This is a genomic window from Streptomyces spinoverrucosus (genome assembly GCF_015712165.1).
GTDB lineage: Bacteria > Actinomycetota > Actinomycetes > Streptomycetales > Streptomycetaceae > Streptomyces > Streptomyces spinoverrucosus_A.
In genome coordinates, this window is record NZ_JADPZX010000001.1 from 5,351,516 (window position 1) to 5,372,963 (window position 21,448).

Below are 21,448 nucleotides of genomic sequence, written 5' to 3' on the forward strand. Positions count from 1 at the left end.
GTTGCCACGTCCGCCCTGTCGGCACGTACCGTACGGCCACACAGGCGGGACCAGGTGGGGCAGCGGGAAGGGGCAGCCGGTTTGACCACGCACGCACCGCAGGCGGCGCAGGCCGTCACCCTGCCCGCCACGCTGGACGAGGCCGTGGCGGCACTCACCGCCATGCCCGCCGCCGTGCCCGTGGCGGGCGGTACCGACCTGATGACCGCGGTCAACTCCGGTCAGCTCAGGCCCGCCGCGCTGGTCGGGCTCGGCCGGATCAGTGAGATCCGCGGCTGGCAGTACCAGGACGGCCACGCCCTGCTCGGCGCCGGACTCACGCACGCGCGCATGGGCCGCCCCGACTTCGCCGCACTGATCCCGGCGCTTGCCGCGGCCGCACGCGCAGCGGGCCCGCCGCACATCCGCAACGCCGGCACCCTGGGCGGCAACATCGCCACCGCGGCCCCCACGGGCGACGCGCTGCCCGTGCTGGCCGCCCTGGAGGCGACGCTGATCATCGCGGGCCCGGGCGGAGCCCGCCGGGAGATCCCGGTGTCGCACCTGCTGGCGGGCGTGGAGATGCTGCGCGCCGGTGAACTCATCGGGTACGTGCGCGTGCCGCTGCTGCACGCCCCGCAGGTCTTCCTGAAGGCGACCGGCCGCACCGGCCCCGGGCGGGCCGTGGCCTCCGTGGCGCTGGTCCTCGACCCGGCCCGGCGCGGGGTGCGGTGTGCCGTGGGTGCCATAGCGCCGATGTCGCTGCGGCCCCTGGAGGCCGAGCAGTGGGTCGCGCAGCTCATCGACTGGGACAACAACCGCGCGATCGTGCCCGAGGCGCTCACCGCCTTCGGCGAGTACGTCGCCGCGGCCTGCATCCCCGACGCGCCCCCGGCCGAGGACGGTTCGGTCCCACAGCTTCCGCCCGCCGTACTGCACCTGCGGCGCACCGTCGCCGCGCTGGCCCGACGAGCACTGGGGAGGGCACTGTCGTGACCGACGACCAGCACGGAGAGGGCACGCCCCAGGGCGGCGGACGCTGGGACCCGCTGCCCCAGGGCGACTACGACGACGGCGCCACCGCCTTCGTGAAACTCCCCGAGGGCGGCATCGACGCGCTCCTGGCATCCGCCGACAGCCCGCTCGCCGCGCCCGGCCACGGCTATGTGCCGCCGCAGATAGCGGTCACGCCGGCCGCCGGTACCGACCCGGCGGCCACCGGTACCTGGGGCGTGCCCTCCGAGGGCGCGCAGTGGGCCGACCCGAACGCGATGCCCCAGGGCGGCGGTCAGGACCAGTACGCGTACAACCCCGGGGCCACCGGGCAGTGGAACTTCGAGGAGGCCACCCAGGCGGAGGCCGGCCGGCCGCACCCCGGCCACCAGTCCGCCCCCGCACCCGGTCATGACGTGACCGGGCAGTGGTCGATTCCCGTAGCGAACGGTGATCTACCGGACGAATCGGGCGAGTTCACGACGTCGGCGCTGGTGGAGCAGTGGGGCGGTACTCCGCCCGCCACGCTCCCCGGGGGCGCACCCGCGCCCTGGGCCACCGAGGCGGCCGGGCAGCCGTGGGAGCAGCAGGCCTACACCGAAGTGCCCGTGGGGCACGCGACGGAAGGTGCCCCTGCGGGCGGTGAGGCGGCCGGGGGTGCCCAGGAGACGCTGGGGGCCCAGGAGGGCGTAGCGGAGGCTGAGAGGCCCGCTGAGGCGCTGGAGGCGGCCTCGGTGGCCCCTGGGGCCGTGGATGCCGCCGAGAGCCTGTCCGGAAGCCATGCCGAGAGCCGCGCCGAGGGGTCGGCGCGGTCCGGGGACGCGGACTCCGGGTCGGAGCCCGCAGACGAGCCGCCGAGTGAGCCGGACGCTCCCGCCGAGCCGTCCACCACGCTCCCGCGCGAGGAACATCCCCTCGCCTCCTACGTGCTGCGCGTCAACGGCGCCGACCGCCCCGTCACCGACGCGTGGATCGGCGAGTCGCTGCTGTACGTCCTGCGGGAGCGGCTCGGCCTCGCGGGCGCCAAGGACGGCTGCTCGCAGGGCGAGTGCGGGGCCTGCAACGTCCAGGTCGACGGGCGGCTCGTCGCCTCCTGCCTGGTGCCCGCGGTCACCGCGGCCGGCAGCGAGGTGCGCACCGTGGAGGGCCTGGCCGTCGACGGGCAGCCCTCGGACGTGCAGCGGGCGCTCGCCAAGTGCGGTGCCGTGCAGTGCGGTTTCTGCGTGCCCGGCATGGCGATGACCGTGCACGACCTGCTGGAGGGCAACCCGGCGCCGACCGAGCTGGAGACCCGCCAGGCGCTGTGCGGCAACCTGTGCCGCTGCTCGGGCTACCGGGCCGTACTGGAAGCCGTCAAGGACGTCGTCGCCGAGCGCGAGGCGCACGCTGCGGCCGACGCGCCCGAACAGGACGCCGCCGAGCCGCGTATCCCTCACCAGGCGGGCCCCGGGGCCGGTGGCGTCAACTTGTCGGCGTTCGAGTCCCCCGGGACACCGCCCGGACCGCATGACCAGCCGTACGGACAGGGACAGGACGGAGGTCAGGCGTGAGCAACGAAGCCGCCACCGCGACCACCACCGCGGAGGCCGTGCCCGCCGCGGAACCGCTCCCGCACGGCCTCGGCGCCTCCCTGCCCGCCGCCGACTCCCGCGCGAAGACCGAGGGCACCTTCCCGTACGCCGCCGACCTGTGGGCCGAGGGCCTGCTGTGGGCGGCCGTACTGCGCTCACCGCACCCGCACGCGCGCGTGGTGTCCATCGACACCTCCCACGCGCGCGAGATGCCCGGCGTACGGGCCGTCGTCACCCATGAGGACGTGCCCGGCTCCCCGCTGCACGGACGGGGCAAGGCCGACCGCCCGGTGTTCGCCTCCGACGTCGTACGCCACCACGGCGAGCCCATCGCCGCCGTCGCCGCCGACCACCCGGACACCGCGCGGATGGCGGCGGCGGCCGTCATCGTCGAGTACGAGGTGCTCGACCCGGTGACCGACCCGGAGCAGGCCTTCGAGGCCGAGCCGCTGCACCCCGACGGCAACCTGATCCGGCACATCCCGCTGCGGCACGGCGACCCGGACGCGGCCGGCGAGGTCGTCGTCGAGGGCCTGTACCGCATCGGCCGCCAGGACCCCGCCCCCATCGGCGCGGAGGCGGGCCTCGCGGTGCCGCGTCCCGACGGCGGCGTGGAGTTGTACCTGGCGTCCACCGACCCGCACGCCGACCGCGACCGGGCCGCCGCCTGCTACGGCCTGGAGCCCGAGCGCGTCAAGGTCGTCGTCACCGGCGTGCCCGGCGCCACCGCCGACCGCGAGGACCAGGGCTTCCAGCTCCCGCTCGGCCTGCTGGCGCTGAAGACCGGCTGCCCGGTGAAGCTGACGGCGACGCGCGAGGAGTCCTTCCTGGGCCACACGCACCGCCACCCCACGCTGCTGCGCTACCGCCACCACGCCGACGCCGAGGGCAGGTTGGTGAAGGTCGAGGCGCAGATCCTGCTGGACGCGGGCGCGTACGCGGACACCTCGGCCGAGGCGCTGGCCGCCGCGGTGGCCTTCGCCTGCGGCCCCTACGTCGTCCCGAACGCCTTCATCGAGGGCTGGGCCGTCCGCACCAACAACCCGCCCTCCGGCCATGTGCGCGGCGAGGGCGCGATGCAGGTCTGCGCCGCCTACGAGGCGCAGATGGACAAGCTGGCCAAGAAGCTCGGCGTCGAACCGGCGGAACTGCGCCTGCGCAACGTCATGGCGACGGGGGACGTCCTGCCCACCGGCCAGACGGTGACATGCCCGGCGCCGGTCGCGGAACTCCTCCAAGCGGTACGGGACTTCCCGCTCCCCAAGCTCCCCAAGGACACGCCCGAGGACGAGTGGCTGCTGCCCGGCGGCCCCGAGGGCGCGGGCGAACCGGGCGCGGTGCGCCGGGGCGTCGGCTACGGCCTGGGCATGGTCCACATGCTCGGCGCGGAGGGCGCCGACGAGGTCTCCACGGCGACCGTGAAGGTCCAGGACGGCGTGGCGACCGTGCTGTGCGCGGCCGTCGAGACCGGGCAGGGCTTCGCGACGCTCGCCCGCCAGATCGTCCAGGAGACGCTCGGCGTCGACGAGGTGCACGTGGCGCCGGTGGACACCGACCAGCCCCCGGCGGGCGCGGGCTGCCGAGGCCGCCACACGTGGGTGTCGGGCGGTGCGGTGGAGCGCGCGGCGAAGATGGTCCGCACGCAACTCCTCCAGCCCCTGGCCCACAAGTTCGGCATGTCCACGGAGCTGCTCCAGATCACCGACGGCAAGATCACCTCGTACGACGGAGTCCTGTCGACGACGGTCAGCGAGGCATTGGACGGCAAGGAACTGTGGGCGACGGCCCAGTGCCGCCCGCACCCGACCGAGCCGCTGGACGGCGCCGGACAGGGCGACGCCTTCGTAGGACTGGCCTTCTGCGCGATCCGCGCGGTGGTGGACGTCGACATCGAGATCGGCTCCGTGCGGGTGGTGGAGCTGGCGGTCGCGCAGGACGTCGGCCGGGTGCTGAACCCGGCGCAGCTCGCGGCGCGTATCGAGGCGGGCGTCACGCAGGGCGTCGGTATCGCCCTCACGGAGAACCTGCGCACGCCGCGTGGCGTGATACGGCATCCCGACCTCACCGGCTATGCCCTGCCGACGGCGCTGGACGCGCCCGACATCCGGATCGTGAAGCTGGTCGAGGAGCGGGACGTGGTCGCGCCGTTCGGCGCCAAGGCGGTCAGCGCGGTGCCGGTGGTGGCGTCGCCGGCGGCGGTCGCGTCGGCGGTTCGGGCGGCGACGGGGCGTCCGGTGAACCGGCTGCCGATCCGGCCGCAGGCGGCGGTCGTGACGGGGCAGTGAGGCTGCTCAACCGCTGAAGTTCGCTGACTGTTTCCGCAGGTCGGAGCGATTGTCAGTGGTGGCGCGTAGTGTTCTGGGCAGTGGGGACGGCCGTGCGGGGCAGGGGCGGCGGGCGTACCCCCCTGGACAAGCATGCGCGGGGGAGCCATGAGCACGATCGACGCCGCTGCCGCGGTGATCACCCTGACCGAGGACCAACTCGACCCGTACGTCACACACGCGCCGACGCGCCGCTGGCTGGCGGGTCCCGGACTGCCGGGCGACAGCGCCCTGTTGACGTTCGAGGCACTGCGCGGGGACGGCCTGCGGACGGTGGCGGACTCCACGGCCGACCCCGACCGTCTGGTGGCCCGGCTGCGCGAACAGCTCGTCATAGGCGGCCTCCTGGCGCCCGACGGCCTGGAGTCGGAGTCGGTGCTGCTCGACGGCGCGACCGGCCAGGTCTCGACGACGTACATCTTCCACGACCGCCCCGACCTGATGGACAGCCGCCCGCTGGCGCCGTCGCTGCGGACGCTGGTGCGGTTCGCCGCGGCGACGGAGGAACTGGCCGACCTGCGCGGCCAGTTCGCCTCCTACGCCGGCCGCTCCGGGCCGAAGGCGGTGGCGGAGGCGACGCGGCAGCTGCTGGCAGTGTTCGAGGAGGGCGCGGGACCGGAAGGTGAGCTGCCGCCGTACTGGCGGATGGCGGCACTGATCCGCCCGCTGGCCCTGATGGCGGGCCCGGGCACGGAGTCCGGCCTCACCCTGGACCTGCCCCCGCGCCTGCTGGACCAGGAGTTCGGCCCCGGCCGGATCGCCCGCTTCGAGGAGGTCGACTTCCCCGCGACCCTCACCCACGAACCCACCCGCCGCTTCCTGCGCGAGACGGGCCTGCCCGAGGACGGCTTCCTCTTCTACCTCGACACGGACGTCCCGCTCCCGACCCTCACCGAGTACTACACCGAAGAACGCCCCGGCGACTTCCCCACCGACAGACTCCCCGACCGCGCCGACCACTTGATACGCCTCGGGTACCTCATCGAGGACAACAGCCTGGTCGTCGACGGCGCCACGGGCGAGGTCCTGAACTGGAGCGAACCCGAAGCGAGGCTGTACTCCCTCAACACGGACATCTCCACCCTCGCCTTCACCCTGTGGCTGCTGCACCGCGAGAAGGCGATCGACGCGGCGACGGACCACGAGCTGACGACCGAGGCGTACGACCAGCTGGCGGCGACGATGATCGACGTACTGCGCAGGGTCGACCCGACGAGCGTGATCGACCGCTCGGTCCGGCACTACTGGACGGAGCTGTTCCAGGACGAGGCGGGTGGGGTGCTGTAGGGGGACTTCACGGGGACTGGAGGCCGTGACCGGATTCGAACCGGTGTAACTCGCTTTGCAGGCGAGCCCCTCAACCACTCGGGCACACGGCCGTGTGCTGCTGGCGTGCTTCGACCGTAGGGCGGGGCATGGGCGGGCCTCAAGGAAAGGCGGGGCGCCGCAATGGGACTGCCATACGCCGTTCACGAACGGGTGGGTCTACGACCAAGGGCTGAGGAGATCACCGTCTCCCGACAGGGGCGATGTCCGGTTGCGCACCTTACGCTGACGTACATGGCTGCCCCGAACCCCCGCGACACCGACGTCGCAGACGCCCTGACCGTCCCGCCGGAACCCGACAGCGAGGGTGTGCTGAGCCGGTCGCACCGGGCGCTGAGCGTGGGCATCGTCTCCGTCGTACTGCTGATCGCCTTCGAGGCGACGGCCGTGGGGACGGCGATGCCGGTGGCGGCGCGGGAGCTGGACGGGGTGTCGCTGTACGCGTTCGCGTTCTCGGGGTACTTCACGACGAGCCTGTTCGGGATGGTGCTCGCCGGGCAGTGGTCGGACCGGCGGGGCCCGCTCGGCGCGCTGACCACCGGCATCGCCGCCTTCGGCGCGGGGCTGCTGCTGTCCGGGACGGCGGGGGCGATGTGGCTGTTCATCCTCGGGCGGGCGGTGCAGGGGCTCGGCGGTGGGCTGGTCATCGTGGCGCTGTACGTCGTGGTCGGGCGGGCCTATCCGGAGCGGCTGCGACCGGCGATCATGGCGGCGTTCGCGGCGAGTTGGGTGGTGCCGTCGGTGGTCGGCCCGCTCGCGGCGGGCGCGGTGACCGAACAGCTGGGCTGGCGCTGGGTGTTCCTCGGGATACCGGTGTTGGTGCTGCTGCCGTTGGCCCTCGCGTTGCCGCAGATCCGTCACCGGGCCGCCGGCCCGGTGACGGACGGGGAGGGCAAGGGCTCCTTCGACCGCCGCCGTATCCGTCTCGCGCTCGCCATCTCGTTCGGCGCGGGACTGCTCCAGTACGCGGCCCAGGATCTGCGCTGGCTCTCCGTGCTGCCCGGCGTGGCGGGCGCCGCGCTGCTGGTCCCGGCGGTGCTGGGGCTCCTCCCGCGCGGCACGTACCGGGCGGCGCGCGGGCTGCCCTCCGTCGTGCTGCTGCGCGGCATCGCGGCGGGTGCCTTCATCGCCGCGGAGTCCTTCGTCCCGCTGATGCTGGTCACCCAGCGGGGGCTCTCCCCGACGCTCGCCGGTTTCTCGCTGGCGGCGGGCGGGGCGACCTGGGCGCTGGGCTCGTGGGTGCAGTCGCGGCCGCGCCTGGAGCCGTACCGGGAACGCCTGATGACGCTGGGCATGCTGCTGGTCGCGGCGGCCATCGCCACCGCCCCGAGCGTCCTGCTCGACGCCGTCCCCGTGTGGATCGTCGCCGTCGCCTGGGGCTTCGGCTGCCTCGGCATGGGCCTGGTCATCTCCTCCACCAGCGTCCTGCTCCTGCACCTCTCCGCCCCCGACCAGGCCGGCAGCAACTCAGCCGCCCTCCAGATCTCCGACGGCCTGTCCAACGTGCTCCTCCTGGCCGCGGGCGGCGCCGCCTTCGCGGCCCTGGGCGGCGGCACGGTGACCCACGCCGCGACAGAGGCCACGGCCTCCCACCCGGCCGCGTTCGCGGTGGTGTTCCTGCCGATGGCGGGGGTGGCGTTGGTGGGGGCTTGGGTGACGACGCGGTTGCGGGAGCCAATCCGCTGACTGGTACCAGTATGACACCAACGTGTGGTACCGTTTTGGTATGGCTATGAATCTGCGTCTTCGCGACGACCAGACGGAAGCTCTGAAGCTGCGGGCCGAAGAGGAGGGTGTCAGCATGCACGCCATACTGCTGAGGGCCGTGGACGACTACCTGGCCCGGACGGCGCACGAAGCGCTCGTCCGCAAGGCCGCCAAGGAGCAGACCGTCAAGTGGGCCGAACTGCTGGAGCGGCTCAAGTGACCTGCATCTACCTGTCGGCCGAGGATGTCCTGGCCATCGCCGAGCTGGCCGTCGATGACCAGGATGTCGTCGTGCGTGATGCGGGCCTGCTGGAGTCGGCAGTGCATCGTCCTTCGGCTTCCATGTTCGGGCAGGAGGCCTACACCGACCTGTTCGACAAAGCGGCGGCGCTCCTGCAATCGCTGGCGATCAACCATCCCTTCGTCGACGGCAACAAGCGCACGGCGTGGACATCATGCGTGGTCTTTCTGGCGCTGAACGAGGTTCAGCTGCGGCCGGACATCGATGCCGCCGAGCGCCTGGTGATTGCGGTGGCCACGGGCAGCCTGGACGAAGTCAAGGCCATCTCCGAGGCGTTGCGGGAGCTCGCCGAGTAGCCGGTGTGACCTCGATCCCACCCACGGGCGACCCGCCCTGGTTCGCGCGTTGACCTGTCCCGGCCGCCGGTAGGGTGGCCCGGTTGTCATACGGAGCCGAGCCGGCCGAATTCGGGGCGGCGGAGCCCCGTACCGCCGAGCCGCCCGACCCCCACGGAGACCGTGACTACCACCGCCGCTTCCTCCTCGTCCTCCCATCACCTCTCGCCCGCCTTCCCCGGCCGCGCCCCCTGGGGTACCGCCAGCAAGCTGCGCGCCTGGCAGCAGGGTGCGATGGAGAAGTACATCCAGGAGCAGCCGCGTGACTTCCTGGCGGTCGCCACGCCCGGCGCCGGCAAGACGACCTTCGCGCTGACGCTGGCGTCCTGGCTGCTGCACCACCACGTCGTGCAGCAGGTCACCGTGGTCGCGCCCACCGAGCATCTGAAGAAGCAGTGGGCGGAGGCGGCCGCGCGGATAGGGATCAAGCTCGATCCCGAGTACAGCGCGGGGCCGCTCGGCAAGGAGTACCACGGCGTCGCGGTGACGTACGCGGGCGTGGGCGTGCGGCCCATGCTGCACCGCAACCGCGTCGAGCAGCGCAAGACCCTCGTCATCCTCGACGAGATCCACCACGCCGGTGACTCCAAGTCCTGGGGCGAGGCGTGCCTGGAGGCCTTCGAGCCCGCGACCCGGCGGCTGGCCCTGACGGGTACGCCCTTCCGCTCCGACACCAACCCCATCCCCTTCGTGGCGTACGAGGAAGGGGCCGACGGCATCCGGCGGTCCGCCGCCGACTACACCTACGGCTACGGCTCCGCCCTCGCGGACAACGTCGTGCGGCCCGTCATCTTCCTCTCCTACAGCGGCAACATGCGCTGGCGCACCAAGGCCGGTGACGAGATCGAGGCACGGCTCGGCGAGCCGATGACCAAGGACGCGATCAGCCAGGCCTGGCGTACCGCGCTCGATCCGCGGGGCGACTGGATGCCGGCCGTGCTGCGCGCCGCCGACCAGCGGCTGACCGAGGTCAGGAAGGCGATTCCGGACGCCGGTGCCCTCGTCATCGCCTCCGACCAGGACTCGGCACGCGCGTACGCCAAGCTCATCCGGGACATCACGGGCAACAAGGCGACCCTCGTGCTCTCCGACGACGCCGGCGCGTCCGACCGGATCGACGAGTTCAGCCACAACACCGACCGGTGGATGGTCGCGGTGCGGATGGTGTCCGAGGGCGTCGACGTCCCGCGGCTCGCGGTCGGGGTGTACGCCACCACCATCTCGACGCCGCTGTTCTTCGCGCAGGCCGTCGGCCGCTTCGTACGGTCCCGGCGGCGCGGCGAGACGGCCTCCGTCTTCCTGCCCACGGTCCCCGACCTGCTCTCCTTCGCCAACGAGATGGAGCGCGAGCGCGACCACGTGCTCGACAAGCCGAAGAAGGACGGCGAGGAGGACCCGTACGCCGAGGAGGACAAGCTGCTCAAGGAGTCGGAACAGCAGAAGGACGAGGACACCGGCGAGCAGGACATGCTCCCCTTCGAGGCCCTCGAGTCCGACGCCGTCTTCGACCGGGTCATGTACAACGGCGCCGAGTTCGGCATGCAGGCACACCCGGGGAGCGAGGAGGAGCAGGACTACCTCGGCATTCCCGGGCTGCTGGAACCCGACCAGGTGCAACTGCTGCTCCAGAAGCGGCAGGCGCGGCAGATCGCGCACAGCCGCAAGAAGCCGGACGCCGAGGCCGACCTGCTCGAAATGCCCGCCGAGCGGCGGCCGGTGGTCAGCCACAAGGAACTGATGGAGCTGCGGCGGCAGCTGAACAACCTGGTCGGTGCGTACGTCCACCAGAGCGGCAAGCCGCACGGTGTCATCCACACCGAACTGCGACGGGTCTGCGGCGGGCCGCCGAGCGCGGAGGCGACGGCGGGGCAGTTGCGGCAGCGGATCGCCAAGGTGCAGGAGTGGGCTACGCGGATGCGGTGACGCCGGCGCTGTGCCTGGCCGGGTTTCGCTGCTCGTAGTTCGGGTGCGGGTTGTCTGTGGTTGCTCGCGCAGTTCCTCGCGCCCCCTTCGGGGCGCTGTGCGCCCGTCGTATCGGGGCAAATCGGAGTACCCCATACCGGTCCCTGACCGGATTCTGGACGGAGGCTTCCGCTGAGCGGACCGGCTCGCTACTGTCCCGCTACGCACACGCCCCGTGGCAGCGCCGCCGCGGAGCGCAGCCGTGAAGCGACAGGGGCCCGGACCACCGGCCGGGCCGTCAGCCGATCGGCAGCCTCTGAAGCGCGTCGCTGACGGGACTCGGTGACGCATCCGCCGCGAGGGGGCTGTCGACCTCACCACTTAAGGAGTGGGCGTCGTGACCGCGGAGACCTCTCAGACGCTCGACCGGGGACTGCGCGTCCTCAAGCTGCTGGCCGACACGGACCACGGACTGACCGTCACAGAGCTGTCCACCAAGCTGGGCGTGAACAGGACCGTGGTGTACCGCCTGCTCGCCACGCTGGAGCAGCACGCGCTGGTACGCCGTGACCTGGGCGGCCGCGCCCGCGTCGGGCTGGGTGTGCTGGGACTCGGACGGCAGGTGCATCCGCTGGTACGGGAGGCCGCGCTGCCGGCGCTCAGGTCGCTGGCCGAGGACATCGGGGCGACGGCGCATCTGACGCTGGTGGACGGGGCGGAGGCGCTGGCCGTCGCCGTGGTCGAGCCGACCTGGACGGACTATCACGTGGCCTACCGGGCGGGCTTCCGCCACCCCCTGGACCGGGGCGCCGCCGGCAAGGCGATCCTGGCGGCCCGCCAACGCCCGGGCAGCGACCCCGGCTACACCCTCACCCAGGGCGAACTGGAGGCGGGCGCGTGCGGCGCCGCCGCCCCGCTGGTCGGCGTGACCGGAGTCGAGGGCAGCGTCGGCGTGGTGATGCTGGCGGACGCGGTCCCCGAACGGGTCGGCCCGAGGGTGGTGGACGCGGCCCGCGAGGTGGCGGAGGCGCTGCGCTGACGTCGGACGTGATCCGGCAGACGTGATCCGGACCGGGGACGGTTCGAACACTCCCGCGCGTTAGATTGACCTCGTGCTCTCTCGTCTCACACGCCTCCAGGCCCTCGCCGTCTGCGCACTGCCCGTCGTCGGTCTGATCGCCGCGGCCGGATTCGCGCCGTTGCCGTTCTCGGTGGCCCAGCCGGGGATGACGGCGAACGTGCTCGGTGAGGACCAGGACACGCCGGTGATCACCATCTCCGGTGCGCCGACCCGTGAGACCAGCGGGCAGCTGCGGATGACGACGATCGAGGCGACCAGCCCGGACACCCGCGTCTGGCTCGGCGATGTGATCGACGGCTGGTTGCGCACGGACAAGGCGGTCATGCCCCGCGACGCCGTCTACCCGAGCGGCGACACCGTCAAGGAGATCGAGCGGCACAACGAGGCCCAGATGCGCCAGTCCCAGGACGCGGCGACCGAGGCCGCGCTCACCTACCTCGGCCTCGACGACAAGGGCATCAAGGTCGACCTCGAACTCGCCGACGTCGGCGGCCCCAGCGCCGGGCTGCTCTTCTCCCTCGGCATCATCGACAAGCTCGAGGGCGACGGCAGCGGCGGCGACCTCACCGGCGGCCGCACCATCGCCGGCACCGGCACCATCGAGGCCGACGGCACGGTGGGCGCGGTCGGCGGCGTCGCCCTGAAGACCCAGGCCGCCCACCGCGACGGCGCGACCGTCTTCCTGGTCCCGAGCGCCGAGTGCGCCGACGCCAAGTCGGAATCCCCCAAGGGCCTGCGCCTGATCCCGGTCAAGACCCTGAAGGGCGCGGTCCAGTCCCTGATCTCCCTGGAGAAGGGAACGGGCTCGGTCCCCAGCTGCTAGCAACGGTCCACGGCTGCTGGCAACGGTCCACGGCTGCTGGCAACGGTCCCCGGCTGCCGGCCCCTCAAGGAGCCGTCCCCTATCCCTCCTTCACGAACCCCTCCCGCACCAGCCAGTCCAGCGCCACCTGGTGCGGATCCTCCCCCTCCACGTCCACCTTGGCGTTGAGGGTCTGGGCCACGGAGTTGTTGAGCCTCTTCGTGATCGGGTCGAGGATCCCCGTGATCGCCGGCCATTCCTTCAGGGTCTTGGTGTTGATCACGGGGGCGGCGTTGTAGTTGGGGAAGAACTTCCTGTCGTCCTCCATCACCACCAGGTTCATGGACTTGATGCGGCCGTCGGTGGTGAAGACCTCCCCGAAGGTGCAACCTCCCTTCGCCGTCTGGGTGTAGATGATCCCGGTGTCCATCTGGGTGATCCGGGACGGCGGGATGTTCATGCCGTACGCCCGCGCCATGCCCGGCAGCCCGTCCTCCCGGTTGGCGAACTCGCCCTCGACGCACAGCGTCACGGCCCCGGGATCGGACTTCGCCAGCTTGGCCACGTCCGAGAGGGTCCTGGTGCCGTACTTCTTGAAGTTGGCCTGGTTCATGGCCAGCGCGTAGGTGTTGTTCAGCGACGACGGCGCCAGCCAGGTCACGCCGTTCTTCAGGTCCGCGTCGCGTACCGCCTGCCACTGCTGCCGCGGGTCGGGGATGGGCTTGCTGTTGCCCATGTACGTGATCCAGGCCGTGCCCGTGTACTCGTACACGGCGTCCGCCTCGCCGCTCTTGACCGCCTCCCGCGACCCCACCGACCCCTGGATGCCGGTCCGGTCCAGGACGTTCGCGCCCGCCGCCTCGAAGGCGATCCCCATGATCGCGCCCAGGATCAGCTGCTCGGTGAACTCCTTCGACGTGACCGTCAGATCGGCGCCCTTCAGCGGCTCGCCCTGCCCGATCGACCCGGGCCGCACATCGTCGACCATCGGGGAGCCGCTGGTCAGCCCGCAGCCGGAGGCCAGCAGCAGCGCCGCGGTCAGGCACAGCAACCGCCTCATGTCCCCACCTCCAGCCCCCGCGGCCGCAGCAGCAGTTCGGCCAGCGAGGCCAGCCAGTCCACCAGGAGGGCGAGGGCGACCGTGAGGATGGATCCCAGGATCAGCACGGGCATCCGCTGACTGGTGATGCCGGTGGTGATCAGCGTCCCCAGGCCGCCGCCACCGCCGAACGTCGCCAGCGTCGCCGTACCGACGTTCAGCACCAGGGCCGTACGGACGCCCGCCAGGATCAGCGGGACCGCCAGCGGCAGCTCCACCCGGGTCAGGACGCCCGTCGGCGACATGCCGATACCCCGGGCGGCCTCCAGCAGCGCCGGGTCGTTCGCCCTGAGACCGGCGATGGTGTTCGACAGCACCGGCAGGATGGCGTAGATGATGATGCCGATCAGAGCCGACCTGCGGCCGATGCCCAGCCAGATCACCAGCAGCGCCAGCAGACCGATCGCGGGGGTCGCCTGGCCCATGTTGGCGAACGTCATCGCCACCGGGGTCACCTTCCGGAACGTCCTGCGGGTCAGCAGGATGCCCAGCGGGATCGCGATGATCAGCACGAAGAACGTGGAGATCGCGGTCAGCTGGACGTGCTGCCACAGCGCCTCGGACACCCGGCCGCCCGACAGCGCGTTCTCGGAGATCGCGTCCAGGTCGGCCTGCCGGAACCACAGCCAGGTCGCCAGCAGCACGGCCACCACGAAGGCCGGCAGGAAGGTCAGCTTCTGCCAGCGGACGCGGGGGCCCGTCCGGCTCGGCGGGGGAGGCGGCTCCTGGTCGCCGGGCACCTCGCCCTCGTCCCGGTAGACGTGCCCTCTGACGTCGTGCTCGCCCGGGGGTCGGTTCTGCTCCGAAGAGGTGGTCACGCCTTTGGCTCCCCTCCGTGCCCCTCCTGTTCCGCGTGCGTCTGAGCGGACCTGGTCTCCTCCAGGTCGTGCTGGTGCTCGATGGCTTCGAGCCGGTCGGCCTCCAGCAGCTCGTGCACCGAGTTCATCAGCGTCTCCATGTCGACGACGCCGGTGTACTCGCCGCGCCGCCCGGTCACCGCCACCCGCCCGGTGTTGTCCGTGAGGACGGCCTCCAGCGCGTCGCGCAGGGTGGCGTCCCGGGTCACCGTGTCGTGGACCAGGGTCCCGGCCCGCGCCAGCGAGCCCTTGGCCCGCATCAGGTCGCCCCGCCTGAGCCACTTGTACGGGCGGCCCCGCTTGTCCAGCAGCAGGATCTCGTTCGTACCGCTGGAGCGGAGCCGGTTGAAGATGGACTGCAGGGGGTCGTCCACGGTCACCGTCGGATAGTCGGTGATCTCCACATCCCGTACGCGGGTGAGGTTCAGCCGCTTCAGCGCCGCCCCGGCGCCCACGAACCCGGACACGAAGTCGTCCGCCGGGTTGGTGAGGATCGCCTCCGGCGTGTCGAACTGCGCGATGTGCGAACGCTCACGCAGTACGGCGATCCGATCACCCAGCTTGATCGCTTCGTCGAAGTCGTGCGTGACGAACACGATCGTCTTGTGCAGCTCGTGCTGGAGCCGGATCAGCTCGTCCTGGAGGTGGTCCCGGGTGATCGGGTCCACCGCGCCGAACGGCTCGTCCATCAGCAGCACCGGCGGATCGGCGGCCAGCGCCCGCGCCACGCCCACCCGCTGCTGCTGCCCGCCGGACAGCTGGCGCGGATAGCGGCCGTGGAACTCGCCCGGATCGAGCCCGACGAGATCGAGCATCTCCTCGACCCGGTCACGGATGCGCGACTTCGACCAACCGATCATCTTCGGTACGAGCGCGATGTTCTGGGCGACCGTCATGTGGGGGAACAGGCCGGACGCCTGGATCGCGTAGCCGACCTTGCGGCGCAGCTTGACCGGATCGATATGGGTCACGTCGGCACCGTCGATCCGGATGCGGCCACCGGTCGGCTCGATCAACCTGTTGATCATCTTGAGGGTCGTCGACTTGCCGCACCCGGACGGCCCGACGAAGATCACCGTCTCGCCCGCCTTGATCTCCATCGTGACGCCGTCGACGGCGGGCTGCGGATTGCCCGGATACCGCTTGCTGAGGTTCTCCAGCTCGATGCTCGCGCCATGGGACTCGGCGCCGTGCGACTCAGACACGGATCCCCCTAGAAATGGTCAGCCGCCCGATCAGCACATACGCGGCGTCGAACAGCAGGGCCAGGATGATGATCCCGAGCGTGCCCGCGAGCACCTGGTTCAGCGCGTTCGCGCTGCCCAGCGAAGCGATACCGCGGAAGATCAGGTTGCCGAGGCCGGGCCCGGAGGCGTACGCGGCGATGGCCGCGATGCCCATCAGCATCTGTGTCGAGACCCGGATGCCGGTCAGGATCGGCGGCCAGGCGAGCGGCAACTCGACCCGCACCAGCCGCTTCATCCGGGACATCCCGATGCCCGTGGCCGCGTCCACCAGCGTCGGGTCGACGCCCCGCAGCCCCACGATCGAGTTACGAACGATCGGCAGAAGTCCGTACAGCGTCAAAGTGATCACGGTCGGCGCCACACCGAGCCCCACGATCGGAATCAGCAGACCGATCATGGCCAGCGACGGAATGGTCAGGATGGTGGAGGTGGCGAGGGTCGCGAGGTTCCCGGCCCACTCGGAGCGGTAGGTGGCCACGCCGATCAGCACACCGAGCAGGGTCGCCACGACCATGCACTGGAAGACGGCGCTGGCGTGCTGGTAGGCGTCGGTGAACAGCTGCTGGTGGCGGTTGCCGAGGTACTCCCAGAAGTTCACACGCCATCACCCCACAGCCTCGGTCACTCCCGTCACTCCCGTCCGTCGCCTTCCCATTGATCGCTCGCTCACTCCTGAAGTGCCGCCTGCTCCACCAGCGGGATGATCCGCAGCGGAACGGGGTTCTCCATCACGATCGCCGTGGCAGCCCGCACGATGCCATCAAAACCGACGACCCGGTCGATCACACGCTGAAGATCGGCGTTCGAGCGAGCCACCAGCCGGCACAGCATGTCCCCGCTGCCGGTCGTGGTGTGCAGCTCCAGCACTTCCGGCACGGTCGCCAAGTGGGCCCGGACGTCGGGCCCTTGCCCCTGCCTGATCTGCAGCGTCGCGAAGGCGGTGACCGGATAGCCGAGGGCCGCCGGGTCGACCTGCGGGCCGAACCCACGGATGACTCCGTTCGACTGAAGCCGGTCCAGCCGGGCCTGCACGGTGCCCCGCGCGACCCCGAGCCGACGGGACATCTCCAGCACGCCGATACGCGGCTCCCGCGCGAGCAGCACGATGATCCGCCCGTCCAGTTGATCGATCGCCACACCAACCTCCGTGATGGTCATCCTGTACAGAGAGCCCGCCGTTAGGGCCGTACGGCTGAGCAGATTGCCCAGTGGAAACGCAAACTATTGCGCACCTTGCGTCACCGGGGAGACGCTGCCGCTATGACGCAGACCACACACCACACCCCCGACACCGCACGGCAGGCCGACCCCTTCCCGGTCAAGGGAATGGACGCGGTCGTGTTCGCCGTGGGCAACGCCAAGCAGGCCGCGCACTACTACTCCACCGCCTTCGGCATGCGGCTGGTCGCCTACTCCGGACCGGAGCACGGCAGCCGCGAGACCGCGAGCTACGTGCTGGAGAACGGCTCCGCCCGGTTCGTGTTCACCTCGGTGATCAAGCCCGCCACCACCTGGGGCCACTTCCTGGCCGAGCACGTGGCCGCGCACGGCGACGGCGTCATCGACCTCGCCATCGAGGTCCCGGACGCGCGCGCCGCGTACTCCTACGCGATCGAGCACGGCGCCCGCTCGGTGGCCGAGCCGTACGAGCTGAAGGACGAGCACGGCACGGTCGTCCTCGCCGCCATCGCCACCTACGGCGAGACCCGGCACACCCTGGTCGACCGGTCCGGCTACGACGGCCCCTACCTGCCCGGCTTCGTCGCCGCCGACCCGATGGTCCAGCCGCCCGCCCACCGCACGTTCCAGGCGATCGACCACTGCGTCGGCAACGTCGAACTCGGCCGGATGAACGAGTGGGTCGGCTTCTACAACAAGGTCATGGGCTTCACGAACATGAAGGAGTTCGTGGGCGACGACATCGCGACCGAGTACAGCGCGCTGATGTCCAAGGTGGTCGCCGACGGCACGCTCAAGGTCAAGTTCCCGATCAACGAGCCCGCCATCGCCAAGAAGAAGTCCCAGATCGACGAGTACCTGGAGTTCTACGGCGGCGCGGGCGTGCAGCACATCGCGCTCAACACGGGCGACATCGTCCAGACGGTCCGTACGATGCGCGCGGCCGGCGTGGCGTTCCTGGACACGCCCGACTCGTACTACGACACCCTGGGGGAGTGGGTCGGCGAGACCCGCGTGCCCCTGGACACCCTGCGCGAGCTGAAGATCCTCGCCGACCGCGACGAGGACGGCTATCTGCTGCAGATCTTCACCAAGCCGGTCCAGGACCGCCCGACCGTCTTCTTCGAGATCATCGAACGGCACGGCTCGATGGGCTTCGGCAAGGGCAACTTCAAGGCCCTGTTCGAGGCGATCGAACGGGAGCAGGCCAAGCGCGGCAACCTCTGACCGACGGCTCAGCGAGTCGCCGGAACCTCCACCTCCGGCGGCTCGCCCAGCTCCTGAAGCACCTCCCGCGCCATCGGCGCCCACAGCGGCGAGAAGTACGGATTGATCCGCAGCGCCTCCTCCAGATGCCGCCGCGCGGGCCCGTCGAGCCCCAGGGCGCGCTCGATCATCCCCCGGTGGTAGGCGTACAGCGCGCTGCGTACGCCGCCCCCGTGCTCCTTGTCGGTGGCCCGCTCCGCGTACTCCAGCGCCTCCTCGTGCTCACCCGCCTGGTGCAGCGCCCACCCCAGCGCGTCGGCCACCGCGATCCCGGGCTGGTCGCGCCACTCGGCGCGCAGCAGCCGCACGGCGTCCCCGGGATCGCCGTGGTCCGCCTCGAAGCGGCCCAGCACCAGCTCCTCGTCCACCCCGCCGGCGGCGGCGCTGCTGACCTGCGCGTGCAGCAGGTCGTACTGCACGCCGGCCGCCTGGTCCATCCCCAGCGACTCGTACAACTCGCCCAGCTCCAGCGCGTAAGTCGGCGACGGCTGCTTGGCGAGGGCCGCCCGGTACGCGCTCAGCGCCTCCGTCGTCCGCCCCAGCGCCGCCAGCGCGCGCCCCTGCCCGGCCTGCGCGGCCCGCAGGTCGGGGTCGAGGCGCATCGCCGCCTGGAAGTGCCGCAGGGCGATCTCCCGGTCCCCGCGTTCCCAGGCGAGCTGACCGGCCCGCTCCAGCCAGGCCGCCCGCTCGGCCGGCGTCTCGGCCTTCGCCGCCGCGTCGGCGAGGGTGGCCGCCGCGTCCTCACGCCAGCCCCGGTCCCAGTACACGGCGGCCGACCGGGCCATCACCGCCGTACCGGAGTGCAGTCCCTGCAACCGCTCCAGGGTGCTGCGGGCGGCCTTGTAGTCGCCGAGGCCCGTGTACGCCTCGATCAGCAGCGAGTGCGTCGTCCAACGCCTGCGGTCCACCTTCAGCGCGGCCTCGCCCCAGGTCCGCGCCGCCCGGAAGTCCCGGCGCGCGTTGGCCAGCGCCGCCATGCCCTCCAGCGCGGCGGCGTTGCCGCGCGGCCGCACCTTCAGCGACGTCCGCAGCGCCCGCTCGGCGGTCGGGTAGTGGGCGGCGTCGGCGGTCCGCCGCCCCTGCTCGACGTACGCCGCACCCAGCACCGCCCACGACCGGGCGTCCTTGGGATGCGTCCGCAGGTGAGCCCTGCGCTCGCCGATCAGCACCGCCAGATCGGGCAGCGCGGCCGGCACCCCGGCGGTGACGGCGGTCATCGCCTGCTGCGCGGGGCCGGGCCGGGGCGGCGGATCCTGCCGGGGCTGCGGGCGCTGCGGCCACAGCAGCCAGGCGACGACGAGGGCACCCACGAGCAGGCCGAGCAACACGCCCGTGACCAGCCGGGCACGCCGCCGCCGAAAACGCCTGCCCACGCCCCGCGAGTCGCTCGCCCCGGTCTCCGTGCCGGTCCCGACGGCGGTCTTCACACCGGTCTCCATGGCGCACACTGTGCGTCAGTACGACGACCTCGTCCCGGCAGGCGAAGGGTGCCGCAGGCGGGGTTCACACCGATGGCCCCGGGTGACAGTCTGTGATCATGAGCCGTATCCAAGCCCCTCCCGACGAAGCGCAGGGCAACCTCACGGACCGGCTGCTGGCGGGCCTGCCGGCCGAGGCCGTCCTCACCGACCCCGACATCACCGCCTCCTACGCCAACGACATGGCGAGCTTCTGCCCGGCCGGCACCCCGGCCGTGGTCGTGCTGCCGCGCACCGTCGAACAGGTCCAGCACGTCATGCGCACCGCCACCGAGCTGCGCGTCCCGGTGGTCCCGCAGGGCGCCCGCACCGGCCTGTCGGGCGGCGCCAACGCCACCGACGGCTGCATCGTGCTGTCGCTGACGAAGATGGACCGGATCCTGGAGATCAGCCCCGTCGACCGGATCGCCGTCGTCGAACCCGGCGTCGTCAACGCCGCCCTCTCCCGCGCCGTCGGCGAACACGGCCTCTATTACCCGCCGGACCCCTCCAGTTGGGAGATGTGCACGATCGGCGGCAACATCGGCACCGCGTCCGGCGGCCTGTGCTGCGTGAAGTACGGGGTGACGGCCGAGTACGTCCTCGGCCTCGACGTCGTCCTCGCCGACGGCCGCCTGATGTCCACAGGCCGGCGCACCGCCAAGGGCGTCGCCGGGTACGACCTCACCCGCCTGTTCGTCGGCTCCGAGGGCTCCCTCGGTGTCGTCGTACGGGCCGTCCTGGGCCTGAGGCCCAAGCCGCCGCAGCAGCTGGTGCTGGCCGCCGAGTTCGCCTCCGCGGCCGCCGCCTGCGACGCCGTGTGCCGGATCATGGCGGGCGGGCACGTGCCCTCCCTCCTCGAACTGATGGACCGTACGACGGTCAAGGCGGTCAACGACCTGGCCCACATGGGGCTGCCGGAGACCACCGAGGCCCTGCTGCTCGCCGCCTTCGACACCCCCGACCCGGCCGCCGACCTCGCCGCCGTCGGCGCGCTGTGCGAGGCCGCCGGCGCCACCCAGGTCGTCCCCGCCGACGACGCGGCCGAGTCCGAACTGCTGCTCCAGGCGCGGCGGCTGTCGCTCACCGCGCTGGAGGCGGTCCGGGGCACCACGATGATCGACGACGTGTGCGTGCCCCGCTCCCGGCTCGGCGACCTGGTCGAGGGCGTCGAGCGCATCGCCGAGAAGTACCGGCTCACCATCGGGGTCGTCGCCCACGCGGGCGACGGCAACACCCACCCGACCGTGTGCTTCGACGCCCAGGACCCCGACGAGTGCGCACGCGCCCGTGAGTCCTTCGACGAGATCATGGCCCTCGGCCTGGAGCTCGGCGGCACGATCACCGGCGAACACGGGGTGGGCGTACTGAAGAAGGAGTGGCTGGCGCGCGAGATCGGGCCCGTCGGGGTGGAGATGCAGCGGGCGATCAAGCAGGTGTTCGACCCGCTGGGGATCCTCAATCCCGGCAAGCTGTTCTGAGGCCCCGCCGAGTCCACCGGCTTCACCCGCTTCACCGGCTTCACTGGGCGAGCAGCGATGCCAGACCGTCGTCGATGCCGAGCTGCTCGCCCTCACTCCCCGGAGGCACCACCCGCAACGTGCGCTCCAGCCAGGCCGACACCTGCGCCGTCGGCGCCTCCAGCAGGGCGTCTCCGTCGGGTGAACTCAGCGCCATCAGAACGACGCCGCGGCCGTTCACCTTCGACGGCCACACCCGCACGTCCCCGTGCCCGCACGGCCGGAACACCCCCTCGATCAGCAGCTCCCGGGCGAACGTCCAGTTGACGGGATGCTCGGAGTCGATGTGGAAGCTGATCCGGACGGCGTACGGATCGTCGGTGCGGTAGCCCAGCCGGGCGGGAACCGGGATGCCCCGCTCCGGCGACAGGATGAGTCTCAGCTCCAGCTCGCGCTCCACCACGGTGTACATGTCCTTGGTCTCCCTCCGGTAGAAGGGCCCAGGGGCGGGCCCGTACGGGGGAAGAGCGGGGGAGGCCGGGAGCATTACGCGGGTTTCCGG

The 21,448-nt window shown here is 71.7% G+C and carries 19 protein-coding genes and 1 tRNA gene; 12 read left to right on the forward strand and 8 right to left on the reverse strand.

The window, feature by feature from the left end; genetic code table 11:
* Positions 1-81 precede the first annotated feature (81 nt).
* The 4 genes from I2W78_RS24285 (at position 82) to I2W78_RS24300 (ending at position 6,154) form a co-directional block, all read left to right on the forward strand.
* Positions 82-975, forward strand: coding sequence for an FAD binding domain-containing protein (locus tag I2W78_RS24285; protein WP_196462382.1), 894 nt, complete (start codon positions 82-84; stop codon positions 973-975).
* Positions 972-2,522 carry a 2Fe-2S iron-sulfur cluster-binding protein gene (locus I2W78_RS24290; RefSeq protein ID WP_196462383.1) on the forward strand — a complete coding sequence of 517 codons (1,551 nt, stop codon included), beginning with the start codon at positions 972-974 and terminating at the stop codon, positions 2,520-2,522. Before I2W78_RS24285 ends, I2W78_RS24290 begins: the two co-directional genes overlap by 4 nt.
* Complete coding sequence (locus tag I2W78_RS24295) at positions 2,519-4,828, forward strand: xanthine dehydrogenase family protein molybdopterin-binding subunit (RefSeq protein ID WP_196462384.1); 2,310 nt, start codon at positions 2,519-2,521, stop codon at positions 4,826-4,828. The genes I2W78_RS24290 and I2W78_RS24295 overlap by 4 nt, the downstream gene beginning before the upstream one ends.
* Before the next feature lie 147 nt (positions 4,829-4,975).
* A complete protein-coding gene (locus I2W78_RS24300; protein WP_196462385.1) occupies positions 4,976-6,154 on the forward strand; it encodes an SUKH-4 family immunity protein in 1,179 nt (392 codons plus the stop codon).
* A gap of 17 nt (positions 6,155-6,171) precedes the next feature.
* Here the strand turns inward: I2W78_RS24300 and I2W78_RS24305 are convergent.
* Positions 6,172-6,246 (reverse strand) — tRNA-Cys (locus I2W78_RS24305).
* A 181-nt stretch (positions 6,247-6,427) separates the two neighbouring features.
* Here I2W78_RS24305 and I2W78_RS24310 point away from each other — a divergent pair.
* The 6 genes from I2W78_RS24310 to I2W78_RS24335 all read left to right on the forward strand — a co-directional run bounded on the left by I2W78_RS24310 (position 6,428) and on the right by I2W78_RS24335 (position 12,342).
* A complete protein-coding gene (locus I2W78_RS24310) occupies positions 6,428-7,879 on the forward strand; it encodes an MFS transporter (RefSeq protein ID WP_196462386.1) in 1,452 nt (483 codons plus the stop codon).
* 40 nt (positions 7,880-7,919) lie between these two features.
* Positions 7,920-8,120 (forward strand): ribbon-helix-helix protein, CopG family, encoded by a 201-nt coding sequence (locus I2W78_RS24315; protein ID WP_196462387.1) that lies wholly within the window; start codon positions 7,920-7,922, stop codon positions 8,118-8,120.
* On the forward strand, positions 8,117-8,497 hold the full coding sequence (locus tag I2W78_RS24320; RefSeq protein ID WP_196462388.1) for a type II toxin-antitoxin system death-on-curing family toxin: 381 nt from the start codon (positions 8,117-8,119) through the stop codon (positions 8,495-8,497). Before I2W78_RS24315 ends, I2W78_RS24320 begins: the two co-directional genes overlap by 4 nt.
* A 162-nt stretch (positions 8,498-8,659) precedes the next feature.
* Complete coding sequence (locus I2W78_RS24325; protein ID WP_196462389.1) at positions 8,660-10,459, forward strand: DEAD/DEAH box helicase; 1,800 nt, start codon at positions 8,660-8,662, stop codon at positions 10,457-10,459.
* 376 nt (positions 10,460-10,835) lie between these two features.
* The gene (locus I2W78_RS24330) at positions 10,836-11,477 is read left to right on the forward strand and encodes an IclR family transcriptional regulator (RefSeq protein WP_196462390.1); all 642 of its coding nucleotides are present in this window, start codon (positions 10,836-10,838) and stop codon (positions 11,475-11,477) included.
* A gap of 73 nt (positions 11,478-11,550) precedes the next feature.
* Positions 11,551-12,342 carry a S16 family serine protease gene (locus I2W78_RS24335; RefSeq protein WP_196462391.1) on the forward strand — a complete coding sequence of 264 codons (792 nt, stop codon included), beginning with the start codon at positions 11,551-11,553 and terminating at the stop codon, positions 12,340-12,342.
* A gap of 79 nt (positions 12,343-12,421) precedes the next feature.
* On the opposite strand, the gene I2W78_RS24340 is transcribed toward I2W78_RS24335, so the two are convergent.
* The 5 genes from I2W78_RS24340 to I2W78_RS24360 form a co-directional block, all read right to left on the reverse strand.
* Positions 12,422-13,381 (reverse strand): glycine betaine ABC transporter substrate-binding protein, encoded by a 960-nt coding sequence (locus I2W78_RS24340; protein WP_196462392.1) that lies wholly within the window; start codon positions 13,379-13,381, stop codon positions 12,422-12,424.
* Positions 13,378-14,238 (reverse strand): ABC transporter permease, encoded by an 861-nt coding sequence (locus I2W78_RS24345; protein ID WP_196462393.1) that lies wholly within the window; start codon positions 14,236-14,238, stop codon positions 13,378-13,380. Before I2W78_RS24345 ends, I2W78_RS24340 begins: the two co-directional genes overlap by 4 nt.
* Positions 14,235-15,482, reverse strand: a complete 1,248-nt coding sequence (locus I2W78_RS24350; protein ID WP_196462394.1) for a betaine/proline/choline family ABC transporter ATP-binding protein — start codon at positions 15,480-15,482, stop codon at positions 14,235-14,237. Before I2W78_RS24350 ends, I2W78_RS24345 begins: the two co-directional genes overlap by 4 nt.
* The gene (locus I2W78_RS24355; protein WP_196462395.1) at positions 15,475-16,122 is read right to left on the reverse strand and encodes an ABC transporter permease; all 648 of its coding nucleotides are present in this window, start codon (positions 16,120-16,122) and stop codon (positions 15,475-15,477) included. Before I2W78_RS24355 ends, I2W78_RS24350 begins: the two co-directional genes overlap by 8 nt.
* A gap of 68 nt (positions 16,123-16,190) precedes the next feature.
* A complete protein-coding gene (locus tag I2W78_RS24360) occupies positions 16,191-16,661 on the reverse strand; it encodes an Lrp/AsnC family transcriptional regulator (RefSeq protein ID WP_196462396.1) in 471 nt (156 codons plus the stop codon).
* Positions 16,662-16,784: 123 nt separating this feature from the next.
* On the opposite strand from I2W78_RS24360, the gene hppD reads away from it, so the two are divergent.
* Positions 16,785-17,930, forward strand: a complete 1,146-nt coding sequence (hppD, locus tag I2W78_RS24365) for a 4-hydroxyphenylpyruvate dioxygenase (RefSeq protein ID WP_196462397.1) — start codon at positions 16,785-16,787, stop codon at positions 17,928-17,930.
* An 8-nt stretch (positions 17,931-17,938) separates the two neighbouring features.
* Here hppD and I2W78_RS24370 read toward each other — a convergent pair whose 3' ends face one another.
* Positions 17,939-19,408, reverse strand: a complete 1,470-nt coding sequence (locus I2W78_RS24370; protein ID WP_196462398.1) for a tetratricopeptide repeat protein — start codon at positions 19,406-19,408, stop codon at positions 17,939-17,941.
* 92 nt (positions 19,409-19,500) lie between these two features.
* Here I2W78_RS24370 and I2W78_RS24375 point away from each other — a divergent pair, with 92 nt between their 5' ends.
* Positions 19,501-20,907 carry an FAD-binding oxidoreductase gene (locus I2W78_RS24375; RefSeq protein ID WP_196462399.1) on the forward strand — a complete coding sequence of 469 codons (1,407 nt, stop codon included), beginning with the start codon at positions 19,501-19,503 and terminating at the stop codon, positions 20,905-20,907.
* 40 nt (positions 20,908-20,947) lie between these two features.
* Here the strand turns inward: I2W78_RS24375 and I2W78_RS24380 are convergent, their stop codons facing one another.
* Positions 20,948-21,358 (reverse strand): SsgA family sporulation/cell division regulator, encoded by a 411-nt coding sequence (locus I2W78_RS24380; RefSeq protein ID WP_196462400.1) that lies wholly within the window; start codon positions 21,356-21,358, stop codon positions 20,948-20,950.
* Positions 21,359-21,448 lie beyond the last annotated feature (90 nt).